The organism is Novosphingobium acidiphilum DSM 19966, from assembly GCF_000429005.1.
GTDB lineage: Bacteria > Pseudomonadota > Alphaproteobacteria > Sphingomonadales > Sphingomonadaceae > Novosphingobium > Novosphingobium acidiphilum.
This window is the reverse complement of sequence record NZ_AUBA01000001.1, coordinates 211478-231280: the sequence shown is the minus strand read 5'-3', so window position 1 is coordinate 231280 and position 19803 is coordinate 211478. Positions and strand designations below refer to the sequence as shown.

General features: G+C 66.4%; 18 protein-coding genes. 4 read left to right on the top strand and 14 right to left on the bottom strand.

The features are described from left to right. Positions 1 to 5: 5 nt before the first annotated feature. From xrtA to G404_RS0101100, 11 genes are all read right to left on the bottom strand, one after another. The gene (gene xrtA / locus G404_RS0101150) at positions 6 to 1574 is read right to left on the bottom strand and encodes an exosortase A (protein ID WP_028639452.1); all 1569 of its coding nucleotides are present in this window, start codon (positions 1572 to 1574) and stop codon (positions 6 to 8) included. Next, positions 1564 to 2796 (bottom strand): TIGR03087 family PEP-CTERM/XrtA system glycosyltransferase, encoded by a 1233-nt coding sequence (locus G404_RS0101145; RefSeq protein WP_028639451.1) that lies wholly within the window; start codon positions 2794 to 2796, stop codon positions 1564 to 1566. Before G404_RS0101145 ends, xrtA begins: the two co-directional genes overlap by 11 nt. Before the next feature lie 6 nt (positions 2797 to 2802). Further along, complete coding sequence (locus G404_RS0101140) at positions 2803 to 3858, bottom strand: FemAB family XrtA/PEP-CTERM system-associated protein (protein WP_028639450.1); 1056 nt, start codon at positions 3856 to 3858, stop codon at positions 2803 to 2805. Beyond that, positions 3855 to 4721 (bottom strand): XrtA system polysaccharide deacetylase, encoded by an 867-nt coding sequence (locus G404_RS0101135; RefSeq protein WP_028639449.1) that lies wholly within the window; start codon positions 4719 to 4721, stop codon positions 3855 to 3857. The genes G404_RS0101140 and G404_RS0101135 overlap by 4 nt, the downstream gene beginning before the upstream one ends. An 11-nt stretch (positions 4722 to 4732) precedes the next feature. Then, the gene (locus tag G404_RS0101130; protein ID WP_028639448.1) at positions 4733 to 5926 is read right to left on the bottom strand and encodes an XrtA/PEP-CTERM system-associated ATPase; all 1194 of its coding nucleotides are present in this window, start codon (positions 5924 to 5926) and stop codon (positions 4733 to 4735) included. A 13-nt stretch (positions 5927 to 5939) separates the two neighbouring features. After that, a complete protein-coding gene (locus G404_RS0101125) occupies positions 5940 to 7712 on the bottom strand; it encodes a hypothetical protein (RefSeq protein ID WP_028639447.1) in 1773 nt (590 codons plus the stop codon). Positions 7713 to 7718: 6 nt separating this feature from the next. After that, positions 7719 to 8744, bottom strand: a complete 1026-nt coding sequence (locus tag G404_RS0101120; protein WP_028639446.1) for a P-loop NTPase family protein — start codon at positions 8742 to 8744, stop codon at positions 7719 to 7721. 19 nt (positions 8745 to 8763) lie between these two features. Then, positions 8764 to 10287: an XrtA system polysaccharide chain length determinant gene (locus tag G404_RS0101115; protein ID WP_028639445.1), complete on the bottom strand. Its 1524-nt coding sequence runs from the start codon at positions 10285 to 10287 to the stop codon at positions 8764 to 8766. 16 nt (positions 10288 to 10303) lie between these two features. Continuing rightward, complete coding sequence (locus tag G404_RS0101110) at positions 10304 to 10918, bottom strand: XrtA/PEP-CTERM system exopolysaccharide export protein (RefSeq protein ID WP_028639444.1); 615 nt, start codon at positions 10916 to 10918, stop codon at positions 10304 to 10306. A gap of 242 nt (positions 10919 to 11160) precedes the next feature. After that, positions 11161 to 12405: a pyridoxal-dependent decarboxylase, exosortase A system-associated gene (locus G404_RS0101105; RefSeq protein ID WP_028639443.1), complete on the bottom strand. Its 1245-nt coding sequence runs from the start codon at positions 12403 to 12405 to the stop codon at positions 11161 to 11163. Then, the gene (locus G404_RS0101100) at positions 12402 to 13946 is read right to left on the bottom strand and encodes an acyl-CoA ligase (AMP-forming), exosortase A system-associated (RefSeq protein ID WP_425411612.1); all 1545 of its coding nucleotides are present in this window, start codon (positions 13944 to 13946) and stop codon (positions 12402 to 12404) included. The genes G404_RS0101105 and G404_RS0101100 overlap by 4 nt, the downstream gene beginning before the upstream one ends. A gap of 1 nt (position 13947) precedes the next feature. Here G404_RS0101100 and G404_RS17660 point away from each other — a divergent pair, with 1 nt between their 5' ends. From G404_RS17660 to G404_RS0101080, 4 genes are read left to right on the top strand one after another with little or no spacing between them, the layout of a single operon-like run. After that, positions 13948 to 14967, top strand: a complete 1020-nt coding sequence (locus tag G404_RS17660) for a GNAT family N-acetyltransferase (protein ID WP_036519848.1) — start codon at positions 13948 to 13950, stop codon at positions 14965 to 14967. Then, on the top strand, positions 14964 to 15224 hold the full coding sequence (locus tag G404_RS0101090) for an acyl carrier protein (protein WP_028639441.1): 261 nt from the start codon (positions 14964 to 14966) through the stop codon (positions 15222 to 15224). Before G404_RS17660 ends, G404_RS0101090 begins: the two co-directional genes overlap by 4 nt. Beyond that, positions 15221 to 15880, top strand: a complete 660-nt coding sequence (locus tag G404_RS0101085) for an alpha/beta hydrolase family protein (protein WP_028639440.1) — start codon at positions 15221 to 15223, stop codon at positions 15878 to 15880. Before G404_RS0101090 ends, G404_RS0101085 begins: the two co-directional genes overlap by 4 nt. Then, positions 15877 to 16677 (top strand): hydrolase 1, exosortase A system-associated, encoded by an 801-nt coding sequence (locus G404_RS0101080; protein ID WP_028639439.1) that lies wholly within the window; start codon positions 15877 to 15879, stop codon positions 16675 to 16677. Before G404_RS0101085 ends, G404_RS0101080 begins: the two co-directional genes overlap by 4 nt. A gap of 19 nt (positions 16678 to 16696) precedes the next feature. Here the strand turns inward: G404_RS0101080 and trxB are convergent, their stop codons facing one another. The 3 genes from trxB to G404_RS0101065 all read right to left on the bottom strand — a co-directional run bounded on the left by trxB (position 16697) and on the right by G404_RS0101065 (position 19781). Then, positions 16697 to 17662: a thioredoxin-disulfide reductase gene (trxB, locus tag G404_RS0101075; RefSeq protein WP_028639438.1), complete on the bottom strand. Its 966-nt coding sequence runs from the start codon at positions 17660 to 17662 to the stop codon at positions 16697 to 16699. Between the two features lie 106 nt (positions 17663 to 17768). Further along, positions 17769 to 18569, bottom strand: coding sequence for a tyrosine-protein phosphatase (locus G404_RS0101070; RefSeq protein WP_245584331.1), 801 nt, complete (start codon positions 18567 to 18569; stop codon positions 17769 to 17771). A 6-nt stretch (positions 18570 to 18575) separates the two neighbouring features. Next, positions 18576 to 19781 (bottom strand): M20 metallopeptidase family protein, encoded by a 1206-nt coding sequence (locus G404_RS0101065; protein ID WP_028639436.1) that lies wholly within the window; start codon positions 19779 to 19781, stop codon positions 18576 to 18578. Positions 19782 to 19803: the final 22 nt, after the last annotated feature.

Below are 19803 nucleotides of genomic sequence, written 5' to 3'. Positions count from 1 at the left end.
GGGTGTCAGTCCTGCCTTGAAATGGCGTGATCAAGCCACCGGTCAAGCGGACCGGCGGCCGCCAGAAACGCGCCGACCGCAGCCGCCGGGTCGCGATTGAGCCGGTTTGAGGCCGACACGATCAGGACGGCCGTCACTTCGCGCCGCAGCAGCAGATGATCGGTCATCGCATGCAACCGCAGCGCCAGATTGCTGCCGGTAAGAAGGGATCCGCTACGGTACCAGGTCAGGCACAGCCGCCGTTCGGGATCGGGACCATCGCCCGGCACCTGGATCAGATCGCTTTTCGCAACGCCCACCGGCTGCGCGGCGCGTTCCCACGACCAGCGCCCGCCCAACGGCAATGCGCCCTGGCCAAACCCGCCCGCCGCCCGCCCGTCGCCCTGGTTGGCATAGATCGCCAGCGCCACATCGACGGTATCGCCGGCGGCATTGCGATAGCGCAGCCGCAGATGCCCGTCCGACCCGCCATGCAGCGGCACCCACGGCGTGCGATCTTCGGCCCCGGTCAGTATCCATCCGGTAACCTGTGGTTCGGGCAGCCGCTGCGGCAGCGGCGCCGACAACAGGTCCGCCGCCCGGCTCCACCCCAGAAAGCCCAGCACCAGCGCCAGCATCACCGCCAGGATCATCCGCGGTGATGCCTGCAAGGTGGACAGCCAACTCAGGCGTGGGTCGGCGGCAATCGCCAGTGGATCGATCATCGGCAGATCCACCCGCCGATCGAAAAACCGCCAGCCGACTGCCATGGACAGCGCCATGACCACCGCAAAGAACACCCAGCCATAGAACACATGGTCAAAACTGCTGGCGAAGCTGAGGCCGTACCAGCCGGCGATCCAGATCGTGCCGAACGCGCGCAAACCATTGGCCAGCACGGGTACGATCACCGACACCGCCATGAACGCGGCACGACGGCGCCAGCGCAGAAAACAGACATTGGCCACCAGCGCGCCATAGGCGATCATGGCAATCAGGAACTTGACCCCCGAACACGCCTCGGCCACTTCGAAATACCCCGCAGGCGTGGTGATGAACACGCCAGCATTGGTCGCCGGGACCTGCGCCAACCTTAGAAACGCCATCGTCAAACGCGCGGTCAGCGTTTGCAGAAAGGGGATCATTTCATCCCCCATCGGCACGAGAAACAGCATATAGCACAGCGGAAACAGCAATCCCGCCACGACCTGCGGCCCCATGATCGCGGCCAGTGACGCCTGCGCCATGATCACTACCGCCAATTGCCGCGCCACCGCCAGCCCGGCAAAATCGCCCAGCAACCACAGGAACGCTGCGCCCGCAAACGCCACCAGCGCCGGCCACCACGGCACGGGTCGCAATTGCACCAGCTCGTGCCGGCGCTGCGCCACCAGCCAGCCCAGGATCGGCGGTACCAGCAGGATATGATTGTAGGTCGAACTGCCCCACCATTGCAGCGCCATGGCGCGCCAGTCGGGCGCGAACAGCACGATCAGGCCGCACCAGGCGAGCAACAGGTGCATCAAAGCGCGCCGCCAGTACACCGGCAAGCCTGGCGCCATGGCGTGATCGGCAATCATCGCGTCACGCTGCATCGGCCCAACCCATCATGGCCGGCAATGGCGCCAGCACCTGATCCCACCCCGCCTGTTCGCACACCAGCGCACGCGCCGCGGCACCCATCGCGCGCGCGGTGGCCCTGTCGTCGAGCAGCGCCAACACCCGCGACGCCAGCGCAGCTACGCCGTCGGCCACGGCAAAGTGCACGCCATCAGCCCCGCAAATTCCGGTTGCCGCAGCACGGGTCAGCACGATCGGCCGCGCCATCGCCATCGCCTCGAGCACCTTGTTCTGCACCCCGCGCGCAATCTGCAGGGGCACGACCACGCAGTCCGCGGCGGCCAGCCACGGGCGCACATCGAGCACAGCGCCGGTGACCCGCGTCCCCGCCACGCCGTCGAGCGCGCGGACCTCGGCCGTGGGGGCGCGGCCCACGATCACAAACGCTGCATCAGGATGGCGATCGCGGATCACCGGCATGACCGATTGTGCAAACAGCTGTACCGCAGCCACGTTGGGGGCATAGTCCATTTGTCCGGTGAACACGATGGCGGGGCCGCCCCGCGCCAGGGCCGGTTCGGGCACAACCGCCTGGGGCGCAAAATAATCTGCGTCGATGCCGTTGTGCAGCGCCTCGACCATGGCGCCTGCGGGATTGGTCATACGCGCAACAAACAGATCGCGTTCTTCGCCGGTAACCAGCAATGACAGGTCGGCGCGATGCGCCATACGCTGTTCAAACACCGACAGCACGCGTGCCTCGCGCGCATGGATCGCGCGCAACGGCCAGAACCGCGTTTGCGCGGCATAGGCATCGAATTTGGCCGAATCGACATCGACGAAATCCATCACCACCCGGCCCGCGAAAGTGTCGGGCACGTATTGCGCCATCTGCCCCGAAAACACGAAGATCGTGCCGATCGGCCGTTCAAGCAGCGTCTGGCGCACCCAGCGCGCCAGGTGTGCCGAAGCAAAGGCTGAAACACTGACCGGGCGCCCCGTGACCAGCGCCGATATGCCGGCCCAGCCCAACGAGGACGGACGCCGGGCCAGACAATGGCTGGCGGTGATGGCCGCGATCGCCTCGGCCTGGCCCGGCTCGACCGCGCCTTCGACCAGGCAACCGCAATGCACCCGTGCCTGCGCTGCAAGCGCGCGCAACAGATGCCACGACCGGATGCGGTCGCCGCGATCGGGTGGCCAGGGGGCGCGATGCGCCAGAAACAGAACCTCGTGCGGGTCAGGCAGGCGGGCCATGGCAGGTCAGGCCAGACCGCTGGAGATCAGCGGCCCCAGGCGATTGGCAATCGCCAGCGGCAATTTGCGCCACACCGCGATCTGCGCGCGGTACCGCGGGCTTAGCGGATTGACATCGCGCGGCGCCAGCCCATCGGCCGTCCAGTGCGCATAGGCCAGCGGCTGCGGCACAAAGCCCCAGTTGCGTTTGAAATGAAAGGCGCCGCTGTCGGTCTTTGACCGGCCGAAATCGAAACGGTCGCAACCGCGCGCGCGCGCATGGCACATCAACCGGTAATACATGACATCGTTCGCGCGCAGCGCGCGCGCGGCATGAACACCCCCACCCCAGTACGGCATGACCGCGCCGCGATGATACAGGCTGAGCACCGAGGCAACGGGCGTGTCCCGGTCCAGCACGGTCAGGATATCGGCATCATCGCCAAAGCCGTCGAGCACTGCATCGAACAGCGCGCGCGGAAAGACCGGGGTACCCAGATTGCGCACCGACTGCGCATAGACCGCGTAATGCATCGCGCGGTCACTGCGATCGCGCCCGACCCGTACCTGCATGTCGCGGCTCAGCCCCTTGCGCACTTCGGCGCGTTGTTTGCGCGGGATCGCGTTCAGCTGCGCCTCGTCTTCGCCGGCCAGGCTGGCGACAAACCCGGCGTGGCTGTCGGTCCGGGCATGCCAGCCGGGCGCATCGGGCAAAGGCCCGCCGCGCAATTCAACCGTCGGGCACGACAGCCGCACCGCCAGCGTCGTCGCCGCTTCGGCCAGCGCCGCACCATGCGCCGGATCACCGATGACCCCGCCATCGACGGCAAAACCCGCCGACACCAGCGCGCGTCCGAACAGCGGTGAATGCACCGCATGCAAGGGCAGGATCGCGGCAATTGCTTCGCCCGCTTCGGCCAGCAAGACATGCGCTTCATGCCCGCAGGCGCGTGTTACCGCGCCCATCCATTCGGGCCGGTGGAACGGCGTGGCATCATCGGCCCGCCCGACAAACGCCGCAATCCGCGCCGCATCGTCAGCCGTGGCCACGCGCACGCGTGTGCGCAGGCGGTGCATCGTCATGACATGCGCGCCGCCTCAGCCGCGGCCAGCGCATCCATCCGGCCCCACGCAAAATCGCGCAGCAGTCGGCGCAGCTTGTCCGGCATCGCACCCAGCCGGCTGTAATGACGCAGCCGCGACCGCAATGGCGCCTGCGCCACGCGCGGCTGATCGGGATCGATTTCCCAGGGGTGGAAATAGGTCAGCGCAGGGCGCGCATCGTGCCGGTTGACCCGGGTCAGCGCCCAATGCGACACGGCATAAGGAAAAAGCCGAAAAAAGCCGCCACCGCCCGCCGCCATGCGTCGCCCGGCCCATTCGGCCGTGGTCACGGGAATTTCGATGAAGTCGGCGCCTGCCACCGGGCGAAAAGCAAAACGCGGCGCTTCGCGCCAGCCATAATGGTCGTGCACAATCGGTGCGACGCTCGATGAATAGCAATAACCGGCCTCGGCCAGGACGGCATGCGCCCAGGGAGTACGGGCATCGATCGAAAAGCTGGGTGCGCGATAACCGGTTACGGCTTGCCCGGTAATATCCTGAAGCACCGACCGGGCGCGTGCCAGATCGTCGGCAAATCCGGCGCGGTCGAAGGTGAATACCCGTGCGTGGTCCCATCCGTGGCTGGCCACTTCATGGCCTGCTTGCGCGATACGGCGTATCATCGCCGGGCAACGCTGCGCCACCCAGCCCAGCGTGAAAAAGGTGCCTTTGACCCCGGCTTCGTCAAACAACGCCAGAATGGCGTCGCAATTGCGCTCAACGCGCAACTCCAGCGTGTCCCAGCTGCCCCGGTCGATCACGTTTTCAAACGCACCGACCTGGAACCAGTCTTCAACATCGACCGAAAGACCGTTGATCGGCACTGGCCGGTTGCCCTCCATTGCAGCCTCGCTCAGGCGGCGCGCACATGCGCATTTTCGGCTTCCAGCCATTCGATCAGCATGGTCAGCACATGGCGGATCGCCTCGTTCTGATCGGTGGTGCGGGTTTCGAGCGTTTCAATCCGCCGGGTCAGGTCGACTATGCCGGCCAGCAGCGGTTCCAGATCGGGCTCGGACGCGGTGGTGGCTGGTCCGCCGCGCATTTCGGCCAGTTCCATGACCGCCTGTTGCAATTCGGCGATCTGTTCGTCGCGCTTGGTCAATTCGCGCGCCAGCTCCGCCAGAATTGCCGCCTGGTCGGCGGCGGGCACCGGGGTTGCGGCCGGCCTGGCCGGTTCGGGATGGATGAAATCGGCCGACTCAGGTTTTTGCGGCAGGCCATCCTCGGTATCGCCAGCCAGATCGGCGATGACCTCGTCCAGCATGTCGCAATCGAACCGTTCGGCCTGTTCGACTTCGCCAAGCAGCAGCAGCCGATTGGCCAGCTGGTTGATCCGGCGCGGCACGCAGCCGCTGGCTTGCGCAAGGCGCGCATAGACCCCGGGTGCGAACGCGGGTCGGCCGGTCCAGCCGACATGGCTCAACCGGTGTTCGACATAGGGGCCCACTTCATCGGGCTCCATGGCATCAAGATGGTGCGTGGCGATAACGCGCTGACGCAACTGTTCCAGCCCGGGCTCGTTCAGCACGATGCGGAATTCGGGCTGACCCAGCAGCAGCGTCTGCAACAGCGGATGCGCGCCAAGCTGGAAATTCGACAGCATGCGCAGCTCTTCCAGCGCGTGGATCGACAGGTTCTGCGCCTCGTCGACGATCAGCAGGCAACGCCGTCCGGCACGCGCCTCGTCCTGCAGGAACAGTTCAAGCGCGCTCAAGGCCGCGGCCTTGTCGCGCGGCCGCCCTTCCGGGGTCATTACGCCAAATGCCTGGCAGGCCAGCCGCACCAGCTCGTCGGCATCAAGCCGGCTTGTCACGATCTGCCCGACGGTCAGCCGCGCGCGGTCGATCGAGGCGACCATATGCGCCGCCAGCGTCGATTTGCCCGCACCGACTTCGCCGGTGATCACGATGAAACCTTCGCCCTGCGACAGGCCATAGCCCAGATAGGACAAGGCTTTGCGATGGGTCAGGCTTTCGAAATAGAAATCGGGATCCGGCGCCAGCTGGAACGGACGGCCGGTGAACCCATAAAACTGATCATACATAGGCCTGTTGTTCCTAGCGGAAATTGTAACGCAGCCCGAGCTGCCCCATCAATTCGAACTGGTCTGGCGAAATCTGCTGGTTGACGCCCAGCACTTCGATCGCTGCGGTACCGATCAGATGATCGGTCAGATGGTGCGTGATCAGCCCATTTACCCCCCAATCACCGACATCGCCAGCCGCCACCTGGTCGGTGCGATACAGCGATGCGAACGAATTGATGTAGAAATGGGTCTGCCGGTCGATACGGCCCGAAAGCCCGGCAGAGGCATACCAGGTCTGGTCAAGCTCTCCGTTGTAGACCGACAACACGGTGCCCGGTGCGGTCAGGAACCGCCGCGCCATGTAGCCACCGCCCACATTGAACGTCAGCTGGCCCAGCGTCACCCCATAGGTGGCATTGGCGCCGTGCGCGTGGAACACCAGTGCGCGTGCCGAACCCAGTGCCCCGCCGATGCAGCTGCCGCCGGTGCTGCCGATGAAACAGTTGCCGACATTGCCGCTGAACGGATCGCCGGCGACGGTAAAGTCGGTTGGCAATTGCTGCAGCGTGGTCATCAGCCCCGAACCAAAGCCGTAGATCCCGTCAAACACCGAAACATTAAGCGTCTGACGGCTGCTGGGGGCATAAGCCAGCGTGCCGTAATAGGTCGTGCTGTCATACCGCTGGCCGACAAAGGCCGATGCATACGTGCGCCGGCTGGGCCGCCAGACCACGCCGACATCCCAGGTCAGCCCTTCGGTCTGATAGGCCAGTTTGCGGGGTTGGCTGCGGTCGGTGACATATTGTCCGCTGCTGGTCAGCACGGCGTTGCCATTGCCGTCAAGCACGGCGTTGCGCTGCGAAACCTGCAACTTTTCGTAACCGACATCGCCGACAACCGCGGCCGTGCGCGAAATCGGCTGCGTAATCTGCACGCCGATCCGGTCATCGATCAGGCGCTGGTCAAGCGTCGACATGTCTTCGCGCAGGTAGGCTCCGGTCAGGGCAATGCCAAAGGGCAGCACCTCGCCCGGCCGCACCCCGACCCAGGCCGTGCCCTGCTGGGTCAGCGAATGGCCAAACAGATCGACCGGCGCGGTCTGGCCCGAAGGCACATAGGAGCGGATCTGGTCGATTTCGTTGTAGCCCAGATTGTACGAGGCCTTGATCCCCAGGATGCCGGCATGGGTCGACAGCGACGGGCCGCCATACAGCGACCAGATCTGATAGATCGATCCGGTGTTGTAGGCTGGGTTCAGCACAGTGCTGCCCTGCGGTCCGATCGAGGTGTGCGTTGCCAGCCCGCCGAAATCGAAGGTCAGCGTGCGTGGCACGATCTCGGTCGAAGTGCGGGCAATGCCCGATACGGTGTTGGAGCTGCCAACGCCCGGCGTTTCGGAAAAATGATGCTCGTACCGGATATTGGCAACGCCGGTGGTGCGGTGACCGGAAAACTGCATGTCGGCACCGGCCGCCAGCGTGGTATAAGTCAACACCTGCTGTTGTGGTGCGCTCTGGTCGTACACCGTCTGGTCGATTTCGAGATAGGGCACGATGCGCGTGTGCTTGCGCGGCTTGCCCCCGCTGCCGGTCCCGCCTGCGGGTGCATAAGGCGTCTGCGCGCCGTTGCCGCCCGTTGAAACATCGGCACCATCGGGCGCAGTGGTGGTATCGTCGCCCGCATCGGGATTGGCATAACGCAGCGGCGCGCCGCCCGTTGCGCTTTGGGCAAGCGCAGCGGTCCCGGAGCCCCAGGGTGCGATCAGCGCAAGCGCGCTGGCGGCGATATGCCAAACCCCCTTCATGCGGCCTTACTCCTTGTACCCGTAATACGTGCCGAAACGGCGACCGCTGGGCGAAAAATGCGCAGCATTGAGCAACAGCTTGATATCGTCACAGCCCGACAACAGCCCGACCGCGTCACGCAGCGCCGCATCGCTGGTCATGTCGGCGCGCACCACCACCACCGCCTGCCCGACATGCAGCGCCAGCGCGCTGGCAGGCGAGGCCGCCAGCACCGGCGAACTGTCGAAAATGACGATCCGGCCGGGTGTGTTGGCGGTCAGCCGGTCGAGCACCTGGACCGTGCGGGCAGAGGCCAGCAATTCGGTATCGTTGCCGCTGGCGTGTCCCGCCGGCAGCACGAACAGCCCGGGAATATCGGTGCCCAGAATGCAATCCTCGACCGCGATCCGCGGATCGGCCAGCGCATCGAGCAGCCCGGGCCCGCCCGGCAGACCCAGCGTCGACAGCACCGAAGGCTTGGCAAAATCGGCATCGACCAGCAGCACCTCGGTGTCTTTTTCTGCCGCCATCGACAGCGCCAGATTGACCGAGCAGAAAGTCTTGCCTTCGCCCGGCAGCGCCGAACAGACCAGAATGCGCTCGGCGCGTACCCCGTCTTCGGCCTGGCGGCTTTCGGCTGCGGTCAGCAGCAGTTGCCGCTTGATGATGCGAAATTCTTCGAGCAGCGCGGTCACCGGACCTTCGGGCTCGATCAGCCCCTGGTCGCGCAGATGCGTGCGATCGATGATATGAAACGTGCCGCGAAACACCTGGGGGGCCGGCGACGCGTCCAGCCGCGCGGCCACCGGGCCATCGCGCAACGGTGCCGTCGCGGGCAGCCCGGCCGGATCGAACGCCGGCGCGGCAAATGGAGCCACAGGCGCCACGGCGCGCGATGCCGCGGGTTCCGACAGTGGCGCGGTTGCGGCTGGCGCGACCACGCGGTGCCAGTCATCGCTGCCGCCGGCGCGCTCGATCAGCGAGGCGCGCCTGGCCTTGCGGGGGGGCGCACCGTCGGGGCCGGTGGGCGGAAAGGGGCGTTGATCGGTCATCGGTGCGTGCTCCGTCCGCTCATGCCACCAACCGGCGTTTGAAGAATTCCAGCGCCAGCAACCCGACCAGCACCAAAGCCAGACCGGCAATGCCGCCGCCAAACCATTTGAGCTGACGCTGCCGTTCGGTCACCGCGGTGTGGGTCAGCGCCAGCGTGACCGCACCCAGCACCGGCAGCCCGATCGCGCGTTCGAGATCGGCGGTGGTGGCAAAGGTTCCGCGCATCTGGCCCAGCGCAAAAGCACCGCCTGCCCCGGCAGCAAGCCCGGCAACCAGCACGCCGATCAGCAAGAGCGGCCGGTTTGGCGCGGCAGGCTCGCGCGGGCTGGTGGGCGGATCGATCACTTCGAATTTCACCGCATTGTGTTCGTTTTCGACTTGCCCGCGCAGCCGCAGCGCTTCGCGATCGCGCAGCAGCTTGTCGTATTGTTCCTTCAGCACTTCGTAATCGCGGTTGATGCGCGACGCTTCGGCGGCAACCGCGGGTTCGCTGTATTGCTGGGTGGTCAATTGCGCGATGTCCTGCTGCAGCGCGGCCTTGCGCGATTGCAGCGCCATCATGCTGGCCTGCCGGTCGGCCTTGATCGATTGCAGCGAGGCATAGGCCGGATTGGGCGTGCCACCGCCGCCTTTGCCGCCTTCGCTGGCTGCCGCGCGCGACAGTTGCGCGATCTGCGCCTTTTGCGCGATCACATCGGGGTGGCTGTCGGTCAGGCCGCGCGCGTGCATCGCTGCCAGATCGGACTGCGCCTGCGCCAGCGCGCCCCGCGCGCCGCCGCTGACGCCCGGCACGGTGATCGTCGGCGGCGTTCCGGCCATCTGCCCGTTGATCGAGGCGACCGCGCTTTGCGCCGCCATCAGATCGGACTCCACACCGCGCAGTTCTGACCTGGCCCCTTCCAGCCGCGCGCTGACCGCGCCGGTGCCGGGCATCATCCCGGCATTCTTGGCTTCGAACGCCTGGCGCTTCTGCTCGGCGGCTTCGAGGTCTTTCTGCCGGTCGGCCAGCTGCTGGTCCATGAACGCCAGCGTGTCGCTCATCTCGCCGCGCCCGCCCGACAGGTTTTCTTCGCGGAAGATGTCGATCATCTTCTGGGCGATATCCTGCGCCAGCTTGGCATTTTCGCCGTCGCTCAAACCGCTGTTGCCCGACGTGGCGGCGATCTCGAACAGGTTTTCCTGGCTGTTGCTGACTTTGACCACGCTGGCGAGGGCGGCCACGGCCGCCTCCATCTGCTTTTCGCTGGTCACCTTTTCACCAAGCCGGGTGGCGCGCACGACCTTTTCCAGATTGACTGCGCTGGTCAGTGTCTGGCGCACGCGGTCGACATCGCGGTGACGATCGGCGCCCAGCCCGATCTGGTCCGACAGCACATCGTCGATCCGCACAAAGATGCGTGCATGCGATTCATATTTGTTGGGAATCGTCCCCACGGCCAGCCATCCGGCCAGGCACACCACCCAGGCCACCCCCAGCGCGATCCAGCGCCGGTTCCACACCGTATAGAGCCCGGCCCTGATCTGATCGACAAGTCCACCCATCTGCCGTGCCCGCCGCTCAGAACGCGCTTTCGGGGATGATGATCACATCGCCCGGCATCAGCATGACATTGGCGCGCGTATCGCCCTTGCGCAGCAGATCATTGATACGCAGGCCATATTCCTTCTGCTTGCCCGACTGCTTGTCGAACCGGATCAGCCGCGCGCGGTTGCCCGCGGCAAATTCCGACAGACCCCCGACCGCGATCATCGCATCGAGCAAAGTCATGTTGGCGCGATACGACAGCGACGTCGGCTTGGCCGTGGCGCCAACCACGCGCACCTGCTGGCTGTAAGTGCCCGAAAACTTGTTGACGATCACCGAAACGATCGGTTCCTGGATGAATTGCGACAGCTGCAGCTTGATATCTTCGGCCAGCATCGAGGGCGTCTTGCCCACCGCCGGCATGTCGGTGATCAGCGGCGTGGTGATGCGCCCGTCGGGCCGCACCTGCACTTGCGCGCCCAGTTCCGGATTGCGCCAGACAAAGATGGTCAGTTCATCGAGCGGGCCGATGATGTAATCTTCGCCCGGGCCCTCCTGCAACGAGACAAAGCTGGCCGAGGGCAGTTGTGCGCCGCCGCCACCGGCACAGCCCGACAGCCCGGCAACCGCCAGCCCGGTAAACGCCATGACCGCACGCCGGCTGACCCGACGGTCGAGGAAAGCAGGCGGCGTGTCCTTGGGCATGAACCATCCTTCAACAAAGCGGTGCACGATCCGACGGCCGTCCCCGCAGACGACCCGGTTGTCCCCCGGGGGGACAAACGGCGTGCAAATTCACGCATCGATATGGCCATTAAGGGTAAACATACCGTTAGTGCTGATCGGCTTGACCGCTTCGTCCCGCGACGGGACACTGCGTGACCGGTGGCTTAACCCGCGCCCACCAGTATCTCGCGCGCCGGCCCATGGCCCAGAAAGGCGGCCGGGCTGGCGCTGGCGCCATAGGCTCCGGCGCAGAACAGCGCGACCAGATCACCCGCCTCGGCGCGGGGCAAGGCCAACGCATCGCCCATGCGATCCAGCGGCGTGCACAGGCACCCCACCACATGCGCCACCTCGTCCGCCGGGGCAGCGATGCGGGTGGCGATGGCCAGCGGATAATTGCGGCGGATCACGCTGCCGAAATTGCCACTGGCAGCCAGCTGGTGATGCAGCCCGCCATCGATCACCAGAAACGTTTCGCCCCGGCTGTGCTTGCGCTCGATCACGGGCGCCAGATAGACGCCTGCCTCGCCCACCAGCCAGCGGCCAAGTTCCACGACAAAGCGCGTGTCGGCCAGGATGGGCGCGCGTGTTGCCAGCGCCTGCGCCAAACCCGCGCCGACCGCGTCAAGGTCCAGCGATGTCTGCCCGGCATGATAGGGAATACCAAATCCGCCGCCCAGGTTGCAACGCGGCACGAGTACCCCGGCGGCTTCACCCAGCCGGGCCACGAGCTCGAGCGTCGCCACCTGGCTTGCCACAATGGCGGCAGCATCGAGCGACTGGCTGCCGGCATAGACATGAAACCCGCGCCAATCTGCGCCCGCAGCCACCAGCCTGCGCGCCAGCGCCGGCACCGCCTCGGCATCGACGCCAAACGGGCGCGCGCCGCCGCCCATGCGCATACCGGCGCCGGCGAGTTGAAAATCGGGATTGACGCGAATGGCCAGACGCGGCGCGATCCCGGCGCGCGCGCCCGCCTCAAGCGCGCGATCGGCCTCGTGCGGTGATTCGATATGCAGCGTCACGCCGCCGGCAATTGCGGCCGCGATATCGGCGTCACGCTTGCCCGGGCCTGCAAATCCGATAAGCGCCCCATCGACGCCCACCGCCTGCAGCGCAGCCAGTTCGCCGCCCGAGGCAATGTCAAAGCCATCGACGCGATCCGCCATGAAGGCCAGCAGCGGCGCCAGCGGATTGGCCTTTACTGCATAATGCAGCCCGATCCCAGGCAGCGCGGCCCGAAACGATGCCATCCGCTGCGCGATCAGGCCGGCGTCATAGACAAACAGCGGCGCGCCGCCCGCGCGCGCCACCCAGTCGCGCGCACGCACCCCGGCAATCGCCAGTTCGCCGTCGATCGTGGCAAAGCCCGGAGGTATCGGGCCCATCGGCTTGGACATCAGGGTCATGGCCCAGCCTTATCGGCCCAAGTCGATAATTCAGCGTAAAGGCCCGCACGGTCGACTTTGCCATTGGCATTGACCGGCAGTGCATCGCGCCAGTGGACCGTCCGCGGCACCATGAAACCGGGCAAGGTTTGTGCCAGCGCCGCCAGCAGCGCCGCGCTGTCGGCTGTGCCCGCCGCACTGGCCACCAGATGGATCGCCTGGCCCAGCGTTGCATCGGGCAAACCCAGCGCGACCGCGTCTGCGACCAGCCCGCTGGCCAGCGCCGCCTCCTCGATTTCCTGCGGGCTGATGCGGGTGCCGGCGGTCTTGATCATCGCATCGCGCCGTCCGACAAAATACAGCAGCCCCTTGCCATCGCGGCGCACCCGGTCGCCCGACCAGACGGCGATACCACCGCTTTGCGAAAACGCCGGCGCGGGACGAAATCGTTCGGCCGTGCGCGCCGGATCGCGCCAATAGCCTTGCGCCACCAAAGGTCCGGCGTGGACCAGCTCGCCCTCTTCGTCCGGCCCTGTGGGCGCACCGTCGTCGCGCACCACCAGCACCTCGGCAAAGGGAATGGCGGTGCCGATCGCGGTCGGATGCGCATCGATCAGCGCGGGATCGAGACTGGTCGACCGGAACGCCTCGGTCAGGCCGTACATCGCGTGGATCCGTGCCGCGGGCACCAGACTGCGCAGCCGATGCACCAATGTTTCATCCAGCGCGCCGCCGCTGTTGGTCAGCCGCTTCACGCTTGCCACGGCCTCGGCCGGCCAGTCGAGCACTGCCAGCTGACGCCATAGCGGCGGTACGCCGGCCAGCGTGGTGATCTTGTGGCGGGCGACCGCGCGCAGCACATCGCGCGGCAAAAGATAATCGTGCGGCACCACGCAGGCCCCGGCAAACCACGCCGACAACAGCTGGTTCTGCCCGTAATCGAACGCCAGCGGCAGCACCGCCAGCACCCGGTCCCGCGCGGACAGCCCCAGATAATGCGCCACGCTGACCGCGCCCAGCCACAGATTGGCATGGCTGAGCATGACCCCCTTGGGCCGCCCGGTCGATCCGCTGGTGTAAAGCAGGGCCACTGTCGCATCGACCGGTGCCGACGATGGCGGCAGCGCCGCCTCGGCATCCAGCACCGCAATGACGTCGGTATCGACAAAAGCCTCCGCCGCCGCACAATCGCCGGCCTCTAGACTGTGCAACCGCGCCGCATTGGCAATCACCAGGCGGGCGCCGCTGTCGGCCAGGATATGCGCCACTTGCGCGCGTTTGAGCACGGGGTTGATCGGCACATGCACCAGCCCTGCACGCGCTGTGGCCAGCGGCAGCAGGCACGCCAGTTCGCCCTTTGGCAACCAGCATGCCACCCGATCTCCAGCGGACAGCGATCTTGCCAGCCACGCACCTAACTGGCCTATACGCCGATTTAACCCGGCATAGTCCATGACCCTGTCGCCCAGCACCAAAGCCGGCGCATCATCCGGCGCATGCAGCGGCAGATGATCGAGCGGGCAAGGCACCGGATCGGGCAAGGGAACGGCAGTCACGGTCACGATGCATATCTATCACGCCGACGTTAACGAAGCGCAAGCCGACCCCTTGCTGGCCACGCTGTTGGCGCCGGGCCCCGGGGTGACGCCGTTCGACCGCCTCGGCTGGTTGCAACAGATGGCGCGCGAATGCCTGGCACCTGCGCGCTGTTTCATTGCGGTGGCGCGCGACGGCGATGCGATCGCTGCATTGCCGCTGTGTGAAACCTATCGTGGCCTGACCGCGCTGGCCAATTGGTACAGCTTCGTCGCGCGGCCGCGTTTTGCGCATGGGGGCGAACGCCTGTTGCCCGCGCTGTTGCGCAACCTGTCGCCTGCAGGCGCCTTGCACTATGCACCGTTGCCGCGGCGCGAGGCCGCGCTGATGCTGCATGCAACACAGTCCGCCGGCTGGATCGGCGAGCTGTCACCCCATCATGTCAATCATGTGCTGCTGCCTGCCGGCCGCGATTTTGCCACCTGGTGGGCCACGCGCCCGGGGCGGCTGCGCGAAACCGTGCGGCGCAAACGCGCCAGGCTGACGATCCGGATCGCGCGCGATTTCGACGCTGACGACTGGGCCGCATATCAGGCGATCTATGCCAAAAGCTGGAAACCGGCAGAAGGATCGCCCGCGTTCCTGCGCCGTTTTGCCGAAACAGAGGGCGCCGCGGGGCGATTGCGGCTGGGGCTTGCCACGATCGGCAATCGGCCGGTCGCGGCGCAATTGTGGACGATCGAGGGCCATACGGCGTTCATTCACAAGTTGGCGCACGATCCTGACGCCGCGGCGCATTCGCCGGGCACGGTGCTGACGCACGCGCTGTTTGCGATGGCTTTCGACGAAGACCGGGTCGACCTGATCGACTTTGGCACCGGCGATGATCACTACAAACGCGACTGGATGGAGCTGTCCGAGGTGCACCAAAGGCTGGAAGCGTATCATCCGCGCGCGGTCCGCCACTGGCCCGCGCTGGGAAAATTGCTGGCGAAACGGGCCTTGCGCCTTGCCCGACGCGCGCGCGCTGTTAGGACAGCGCGATGAGCGATGATTGCGATGCAGCTTTGCGTGCCGTGCTGGGCGATGTGCTGGGGCTGAATGCCGCGCGACTGGCCGCACTGACCCCCGAAAGCGCGTTGCTGGGTGCACTGCCCGAACTCGATTCGATGGCGATCGCCACGCTGTTCGGCGCCATCGAAGACCGCTTCGCGGTGGTCTTCGATGATGCCGAACTGACCGGCGATACGCTGGCCGATTATGCCAGCCTGCTTGCACTGGTGCACGGGAAACGGCCGGCTTGATCGTCCAGTGGCCCTGCCCCGGTGGTGATGAATTTGCCGTTGCGATCGATCGCGGGCGGCGGTTCCGGCTGCTGATCGTGCCGCCGCTGTTTGCCGAGATGAACCGCACCCGGCGCTGGCTGAACGGCACGATGCGCGCGCTCGATCTGCGTGGCATCGACAGCGTCATGCCCGATCTGCCCGGCACCAACGAAAGCCAGCAGCCCTTCGCCGCGCAAAGCCTGCACGCCTGGCGCACCGCGATGGCGCGTGCCGCACGCCATTTCGACAGCACGCACGTGCTGGCGCTGCGCGGCGGGGCGCTGGTGTTTCCCAATGTCCTGCCCGGTTGGGTGGTCGATCCGGTTTCGGGCAGCACGCTGCTGCGCCAGTTGTTGCGCGCGCGCCTGATCGCTGCGCGCGAAGCCGGACGCCACGAAGACAGCGCCAACCTGCTTGAACTGGCGCGCAGCGACGGGATCGAATTGGCAGGCTATGACTGCAGCCCCGCACTGATCGCCGGGCTCGACAGCGCGCGCCCGCTCGACGAGGGCCAGCGCGAAATCCGCCTGGGCGAACTGGGCGGCGCGCCACTGTGGCTGCGCGCCGAACCCGGCGACGATCCCGCACAAGCCGAACGGCTGGCCACGCTGATCGCGGCAGAGATCGCGGCATGACCCGGCGCGTGGTCGCCTTTCCCTGCGGCGGGGCAAAGCTTTACGGCATGCTCGATTGCGCGGCAGCGCATGGCCAGACCGGCCTGCTGATCGTATCGGGCGGCTCCGAAATCCGCGCCGGCGCATTTGGCGGCCATGCCGCGCTGGCCGCGATGCTGGCCGAACAGGCAGGCGTACCGGTGTTCCGGTTTGACCGGCGCGGGGTCGGCGACAGCGAAGGCGAAAACCACGGCTGGCGCGGATCGCGCGATGATATTGCCGCGGCACTGGGTTCGTTTCGGGCGGCCTTGCCGGGCATGCGCCGGGTCGTGGCGTATGGCCTGTGCGATGCGGCCAGCGCGCTGATGCTGCATGCAGCAGATCTGCCGGGGCTGGACGGGCTGGTTCTGGCCAATCCGTGGACTTTTGATGACGACACGGGCTACGTCCATAGCCCGCAGGCGCTGCGGCAACGCTATCTGGCAAAGCTGGCCGATCCGCGCGCGGTGCTGCGACTGATAACCGGCAGGGTCGATCTGCGCGGCCTGATGCGGGGCCTGGGCCGCGCAACCCGCAAGGACGAACCAGGATCGGCGCTGGCCGATGTCTTGCACGAAGACCTGGCCCGGTTCGCCGGCCCGGCCACCATACTCCTGGCCGAGGGCGACCGCGTCGGTGCCCGGTTTGACAAGGTCTGGCCGGGCCCCGACGCCCGCGTACAGCGCCATCGAGGCCGCAGCCACAGCTTTACCGATGATGCAGAAAGCCGCGCGTGGCTGTTTCAGTGCCTGCTGGAACAAACCGCATCAAGGCACTGAAACCTCATAGTGTTTCCCGTTACCAGGACGCATCTTGCGCCACGACAAAATCGCGCGTGGCCAAAAACCGTTCGGCATCAAGCGCCGCCATACAGCCGGTGCCTGCCGCCGTTACCGCCTGACGATAAGTGTGATCCATCACGTCGCCACAGGCAAACACGCCGGGGATAGCGGTCTTGGGCGTGCCCGGTTCGACCACGATATAGCCGGCGTCATCAAGCTCCAGCTTGTCCTTGAACAAGCCGGTCGCCGGCGCATGGCCGATGGCCACAAACGCACCATCGGTCGGCACTTCGCTGGTTTCACCGGTCACCGTATCGCGCAACGCCACCGCGATCAGGCCCTTTTCACCGCCGACGAAACGATCGACCGCCTTGTTCCACAAAATGCTGACTTTGGGGTGGGCATATAGGCGGTCCTGCAGGATCTTTTCGGCGCGCAGAGCATCGCGGCGGTGGATCAGCACGACTTCGCTGGCGTGGTTGGTCAGGTACAGCGCCTCTTCAACCGCGGTGTTGCCGCCGCCGATCACCACAACCTTGCGCCCGCGGTAGAAGAACCCGTCGCACGTGGCGCAGGCCGATACACCCTTGCCGCCCAGTTCGGCTTCGCCCGGCACGCCCAGCCAGCGCGCCTGCGCGCCGGTGGCAATGACCAGGCAATCGCCTTCATAGATATCGCCGCTGTCGCCGATGGCGCGGAACGGTGATCCATCAAGATTGATCTCGGTAATCGTGTCCCACAGCATGCGCGTGCCGACATGTTCGGCCTGGGCCTGCATTTCCTGCATCAGCCACGGCCCCTGGATCACATCGCGAAACCCGGGATAGTTTTCGACGTCGGTGGTGATGGTCAATTGTCCGCCCGGCTGCAGACCCTGCACCACGATCGGCTCCATCCCCGCACGCGCGCCATAAATGGCCGCGGTCAGGCCGGCCGGGCCCGATCCGACGATCAGCATGCGGGTCTTGTGTGTCGTCGCCATCATGTTCTCCGTCCCCGGCTTGCGCTTTGCGCAAGGCAGGCTGTCGGCGTTCCCGACGGGGAACCGCCCATCAAAGGACGCCGAAATAAGCCCGCGCGGCGCGGAGTCAATCGACCAGGCGGGCTTCCATCGCGGCAATCCGGGCAGGACCGATGCCCAGCACCTCGTGCGCATAGGCCTCGACGCTGCCGTGGCGATCGCGGATCGCGGCAAAGGCCGTGTCGAGATAGACCGCCTCTACCCCCAGAACCACGCGCATCGCCGCGTCCGACAGGCCCATGTCGGCAAGGCTGTGGCTTTGCGAGGCGATCCGCGCCTCGATATTGCCGGCAGTGTTGGTCAACAGATAATCCGCCATCAGATCGTCGTGGTGCACCCCCAACAGATGGTGGACCAGCGCCGCACCCAGCCCGGTGCGATCCTTGCCCGCCAGGCAATGCAGCAGGCTGGGCGTTGCCTGCGTGGCCAGCGCCCGACCATACAGCGCAAATGTCGCGGTCAGCACCCCGCGAAACGGCATGCCCTGATACAGCCGGATCATGCGGTCGCGCGCATCTGCCGGGGTGCGGATGCGGTCCGCCGCCTCGGCATGCGCGGCCTGGCCCTGCATGCTGGCGGTCTCGCCCGGTTCGAACAGCACCTCGCCGGCAAAATCGGCGTGGCGCAGACACGGATACGCCGCGCGTTCGCTGTCACCGCGCAGATCGATCACGGTGGCAATACCCAGATCGCGCACCCGCGCCAGATCGGCAGCGGTGGCGCCGGCATGCTGGCCCGACCGCCACAGCCGCCCGCGCGCCAACCGCCCGGCCCGCGCGTGATAGCCTCCGTAATCGCGGAAATTGTGGATGCCTTCGAAATGCAGCACGCGATCGTTGTCCATCATCGCGCTTTGGTCGTGTTCCATGACGGTTTAAAAACCCTGCGCCAGAAAACGCATCGCACACCCCGCCAGCAGCGCGGTGCCCAGCGGCAGCGCCGCCTCGTCCACCATCATGCGCGGCGAATGGATGCCGCTGCACGTGTGCAGGTCGGCATCGGGTGCGGCAACGCCCAGAAAAAACATCGCGCCAGGCACTTTTTCCAGCACATAGGCAAAATCTTCGGCACCCATGATCGGGTGCGACAGGCGGTGGAACTGCACCGGCGCGCCCAGTTCGCCCGCCACCGCCTGGCCCAGATCAACCGCGCGCGCATCGCACACGGTGACGGGAAAGCCCGGGTGGATCGCCACGCTCGCGCTCAGGCCATGCGCGGCGGCAATGCCCTGCGCCAGGGTGGTCAGATCGTTGTGCAGCGCCGCCCGGTTGGCGGGCGACAGCGTGCGCAAGGTGCCGCGCATCGCGGCACGGTCGGGAATGATGTTGTGCGCCGTGCCAGCATGGATTTCGGTGACAGTGACCACGACCGGATCGGCCACCGGAAAACGCCGGGTAACCATGGTCTGGATCGCACCGACGATCTCGCACGCGATCGGCATCGGATCGCGCGTCTGATGCGGCATCGAGGCATGGCCGCCGCGCCCCTCGACCACGATCTCGAACCGGTCCGCCGAGGCCAGCAGCGCGCCCGCACGCCCCGCCACCCGCCCGTGCGGGCTGTCTGGCATGATGTGCAGCGCAAACGCGGCGTCGGGCAAGGGATCGAGCAGGCCATCCTCGATCATATGGCGCGCGCCGTGAAACCCCTCTTCCCCCGGCTGAAACATGAACACCACCTCGCCCGCAAAGCGATCGCGGCGCGCGCACAGCACGTGCGCCGCGCCCGCCAGCATCGCGGCATGCGTGTCGTGCCCGCACGAATGCATCGCGCCTGCCACGGTGCTGGCAAAGGGCAGTCCGGTTTCTTCGTCCATCGGCAGCGCATCGGTATCCCCGCGCAGCAGCACGCGGCGCAAGGGGCCCGTGGCTGGTCCGGTGCCCGCCAGCCGCGCCACCAGGCCCGATGTCGACGGACCTTCGCGCCATTCCAGCGGCAGATGCGCCAGCGCGGCGCGCAGTTTGTCGCGCGTGCGCGGGTTGTCGAGACCAAGTTCGGGTTCGGCATGGATCGCGCGGCGCAGTGCGACGATCTGGTCGGCAAAGCCGCGCGCGCTGTCGAGTATCGCGGTGTGCAGCATCGGGGGGATCTCCTTCACCCGG

Bases quoted from the DNA above. Each gene is read 5' to 3' on its own strand.
- xrtA (WP_028639452.1), bottom strand. From the start codon at position 1,574: ATGCAGCGTGACGCGATGATTGCCGATCACGCCATGGCGCCAGGCTTG.
- G404_RS0101125 (WP_028639447.1), bottom strand. From the start codon at position 7,712: ATGAAGGGGGTTTGGCATATCGCCGCCAGCGCGCTTGCGCTGATCGCA.
- G404_RS0101130 (WP_028639448.1), bottom strand. From the start codon at position 5,926: ATGTATGATCAGTTTTATGGGTTCACCGGCCGTCCGTTCCAGCTGGCG.
- G404_RS0101080 (WP_028639439.1), top strand. From the start codon at position 15,877: ATGACCCGGCGCGTGGTCGCCTTTCCCTGCGGCGGGGCAAAGCTTTAC.
- G404_RS0101070 (WP_245584331.1), bottom strand. From the start codon at position 18,569: ATGGAACACGACCAAAGCGCGATGATGGACAACGATCGCGTGCTGCAT.
- G404_RS0101135 (WP_028639449.1), bottom strand. From the start codon at position 4,721: ATGGAGGGCAACCGGCCAGTGCCGATCAACGGTCTTTCGGTCGATGTT.
- G404_RS0101140 (WP_028639450.1), bottom strand. From the start codon at position 3,858: ATGACGATGCACCGCCTGCGCACACGCGTGCGCGTGGCCACGGCTGAC.
- G404_RS0101110 (WP_028639444.1), bottom strand. From the start codon at position 10,918: ATGGCGTTTACCGGGCTGGCGGTTGCCGGGCTGTCGGGCTGTGCCGGT.
- G404_RS0101090 (WP_028639441.1), top strand. From the start codon at position 14,964: ATGAGCGATGATTGCGATGCAGCTTTGCGTGCCGTGCTGGGCGATGTG.
- G404_RS0101105 (WP_028639443.1), bottom strand. From the start codon at position 12,405: ATGACCCTGATGTCCAAGCCGATGGGCCCGATACCTCCGGGCTTTGCC.
- G404_RS0101145 (WP_028639451.1), bottom strand. From the start codon at position 2,796: ATGGCCCGCCTGCCTGACCCGCACGAGGTTCTGTTTCTGGCGCATCGC.
- G404_RS0101065 (WP_028639436.1), bottom strand. From the start codon at position 19,781: ATGCTGCACACCGCGATACTCGACAGCGCGCGCGGCTTTGCCGACCAG.
- trxB (WP_028639438.1), bottom strand. From the start codon at position 17,662: ATGGCGACGACACACAAGACCCGCATGCTGATCGTCGGATCGGGCCCG.
- G404_RS0101120 (WP_028639446.1), bottom strand. From the start codon at position 8,744: ATGACCGATCAACGCCCCTTTCCGCCCACCGGCCCCGACGGTGCGCCC.
- G404_RS17660 (WP_036519848.1), top strand. From the start codon at position 13,948: ATGCATATCTATCACGCCGACGTTAACGAAGCGCAAGCCGACCCCTTG.
- G404_RS0101115 (WP_028639445.1), bottom strand. From the start codon at position 10,287: ATGGGTGGACTTGTCGATCAGATCAGGGCCGGGCTCTATACGGTGTGG.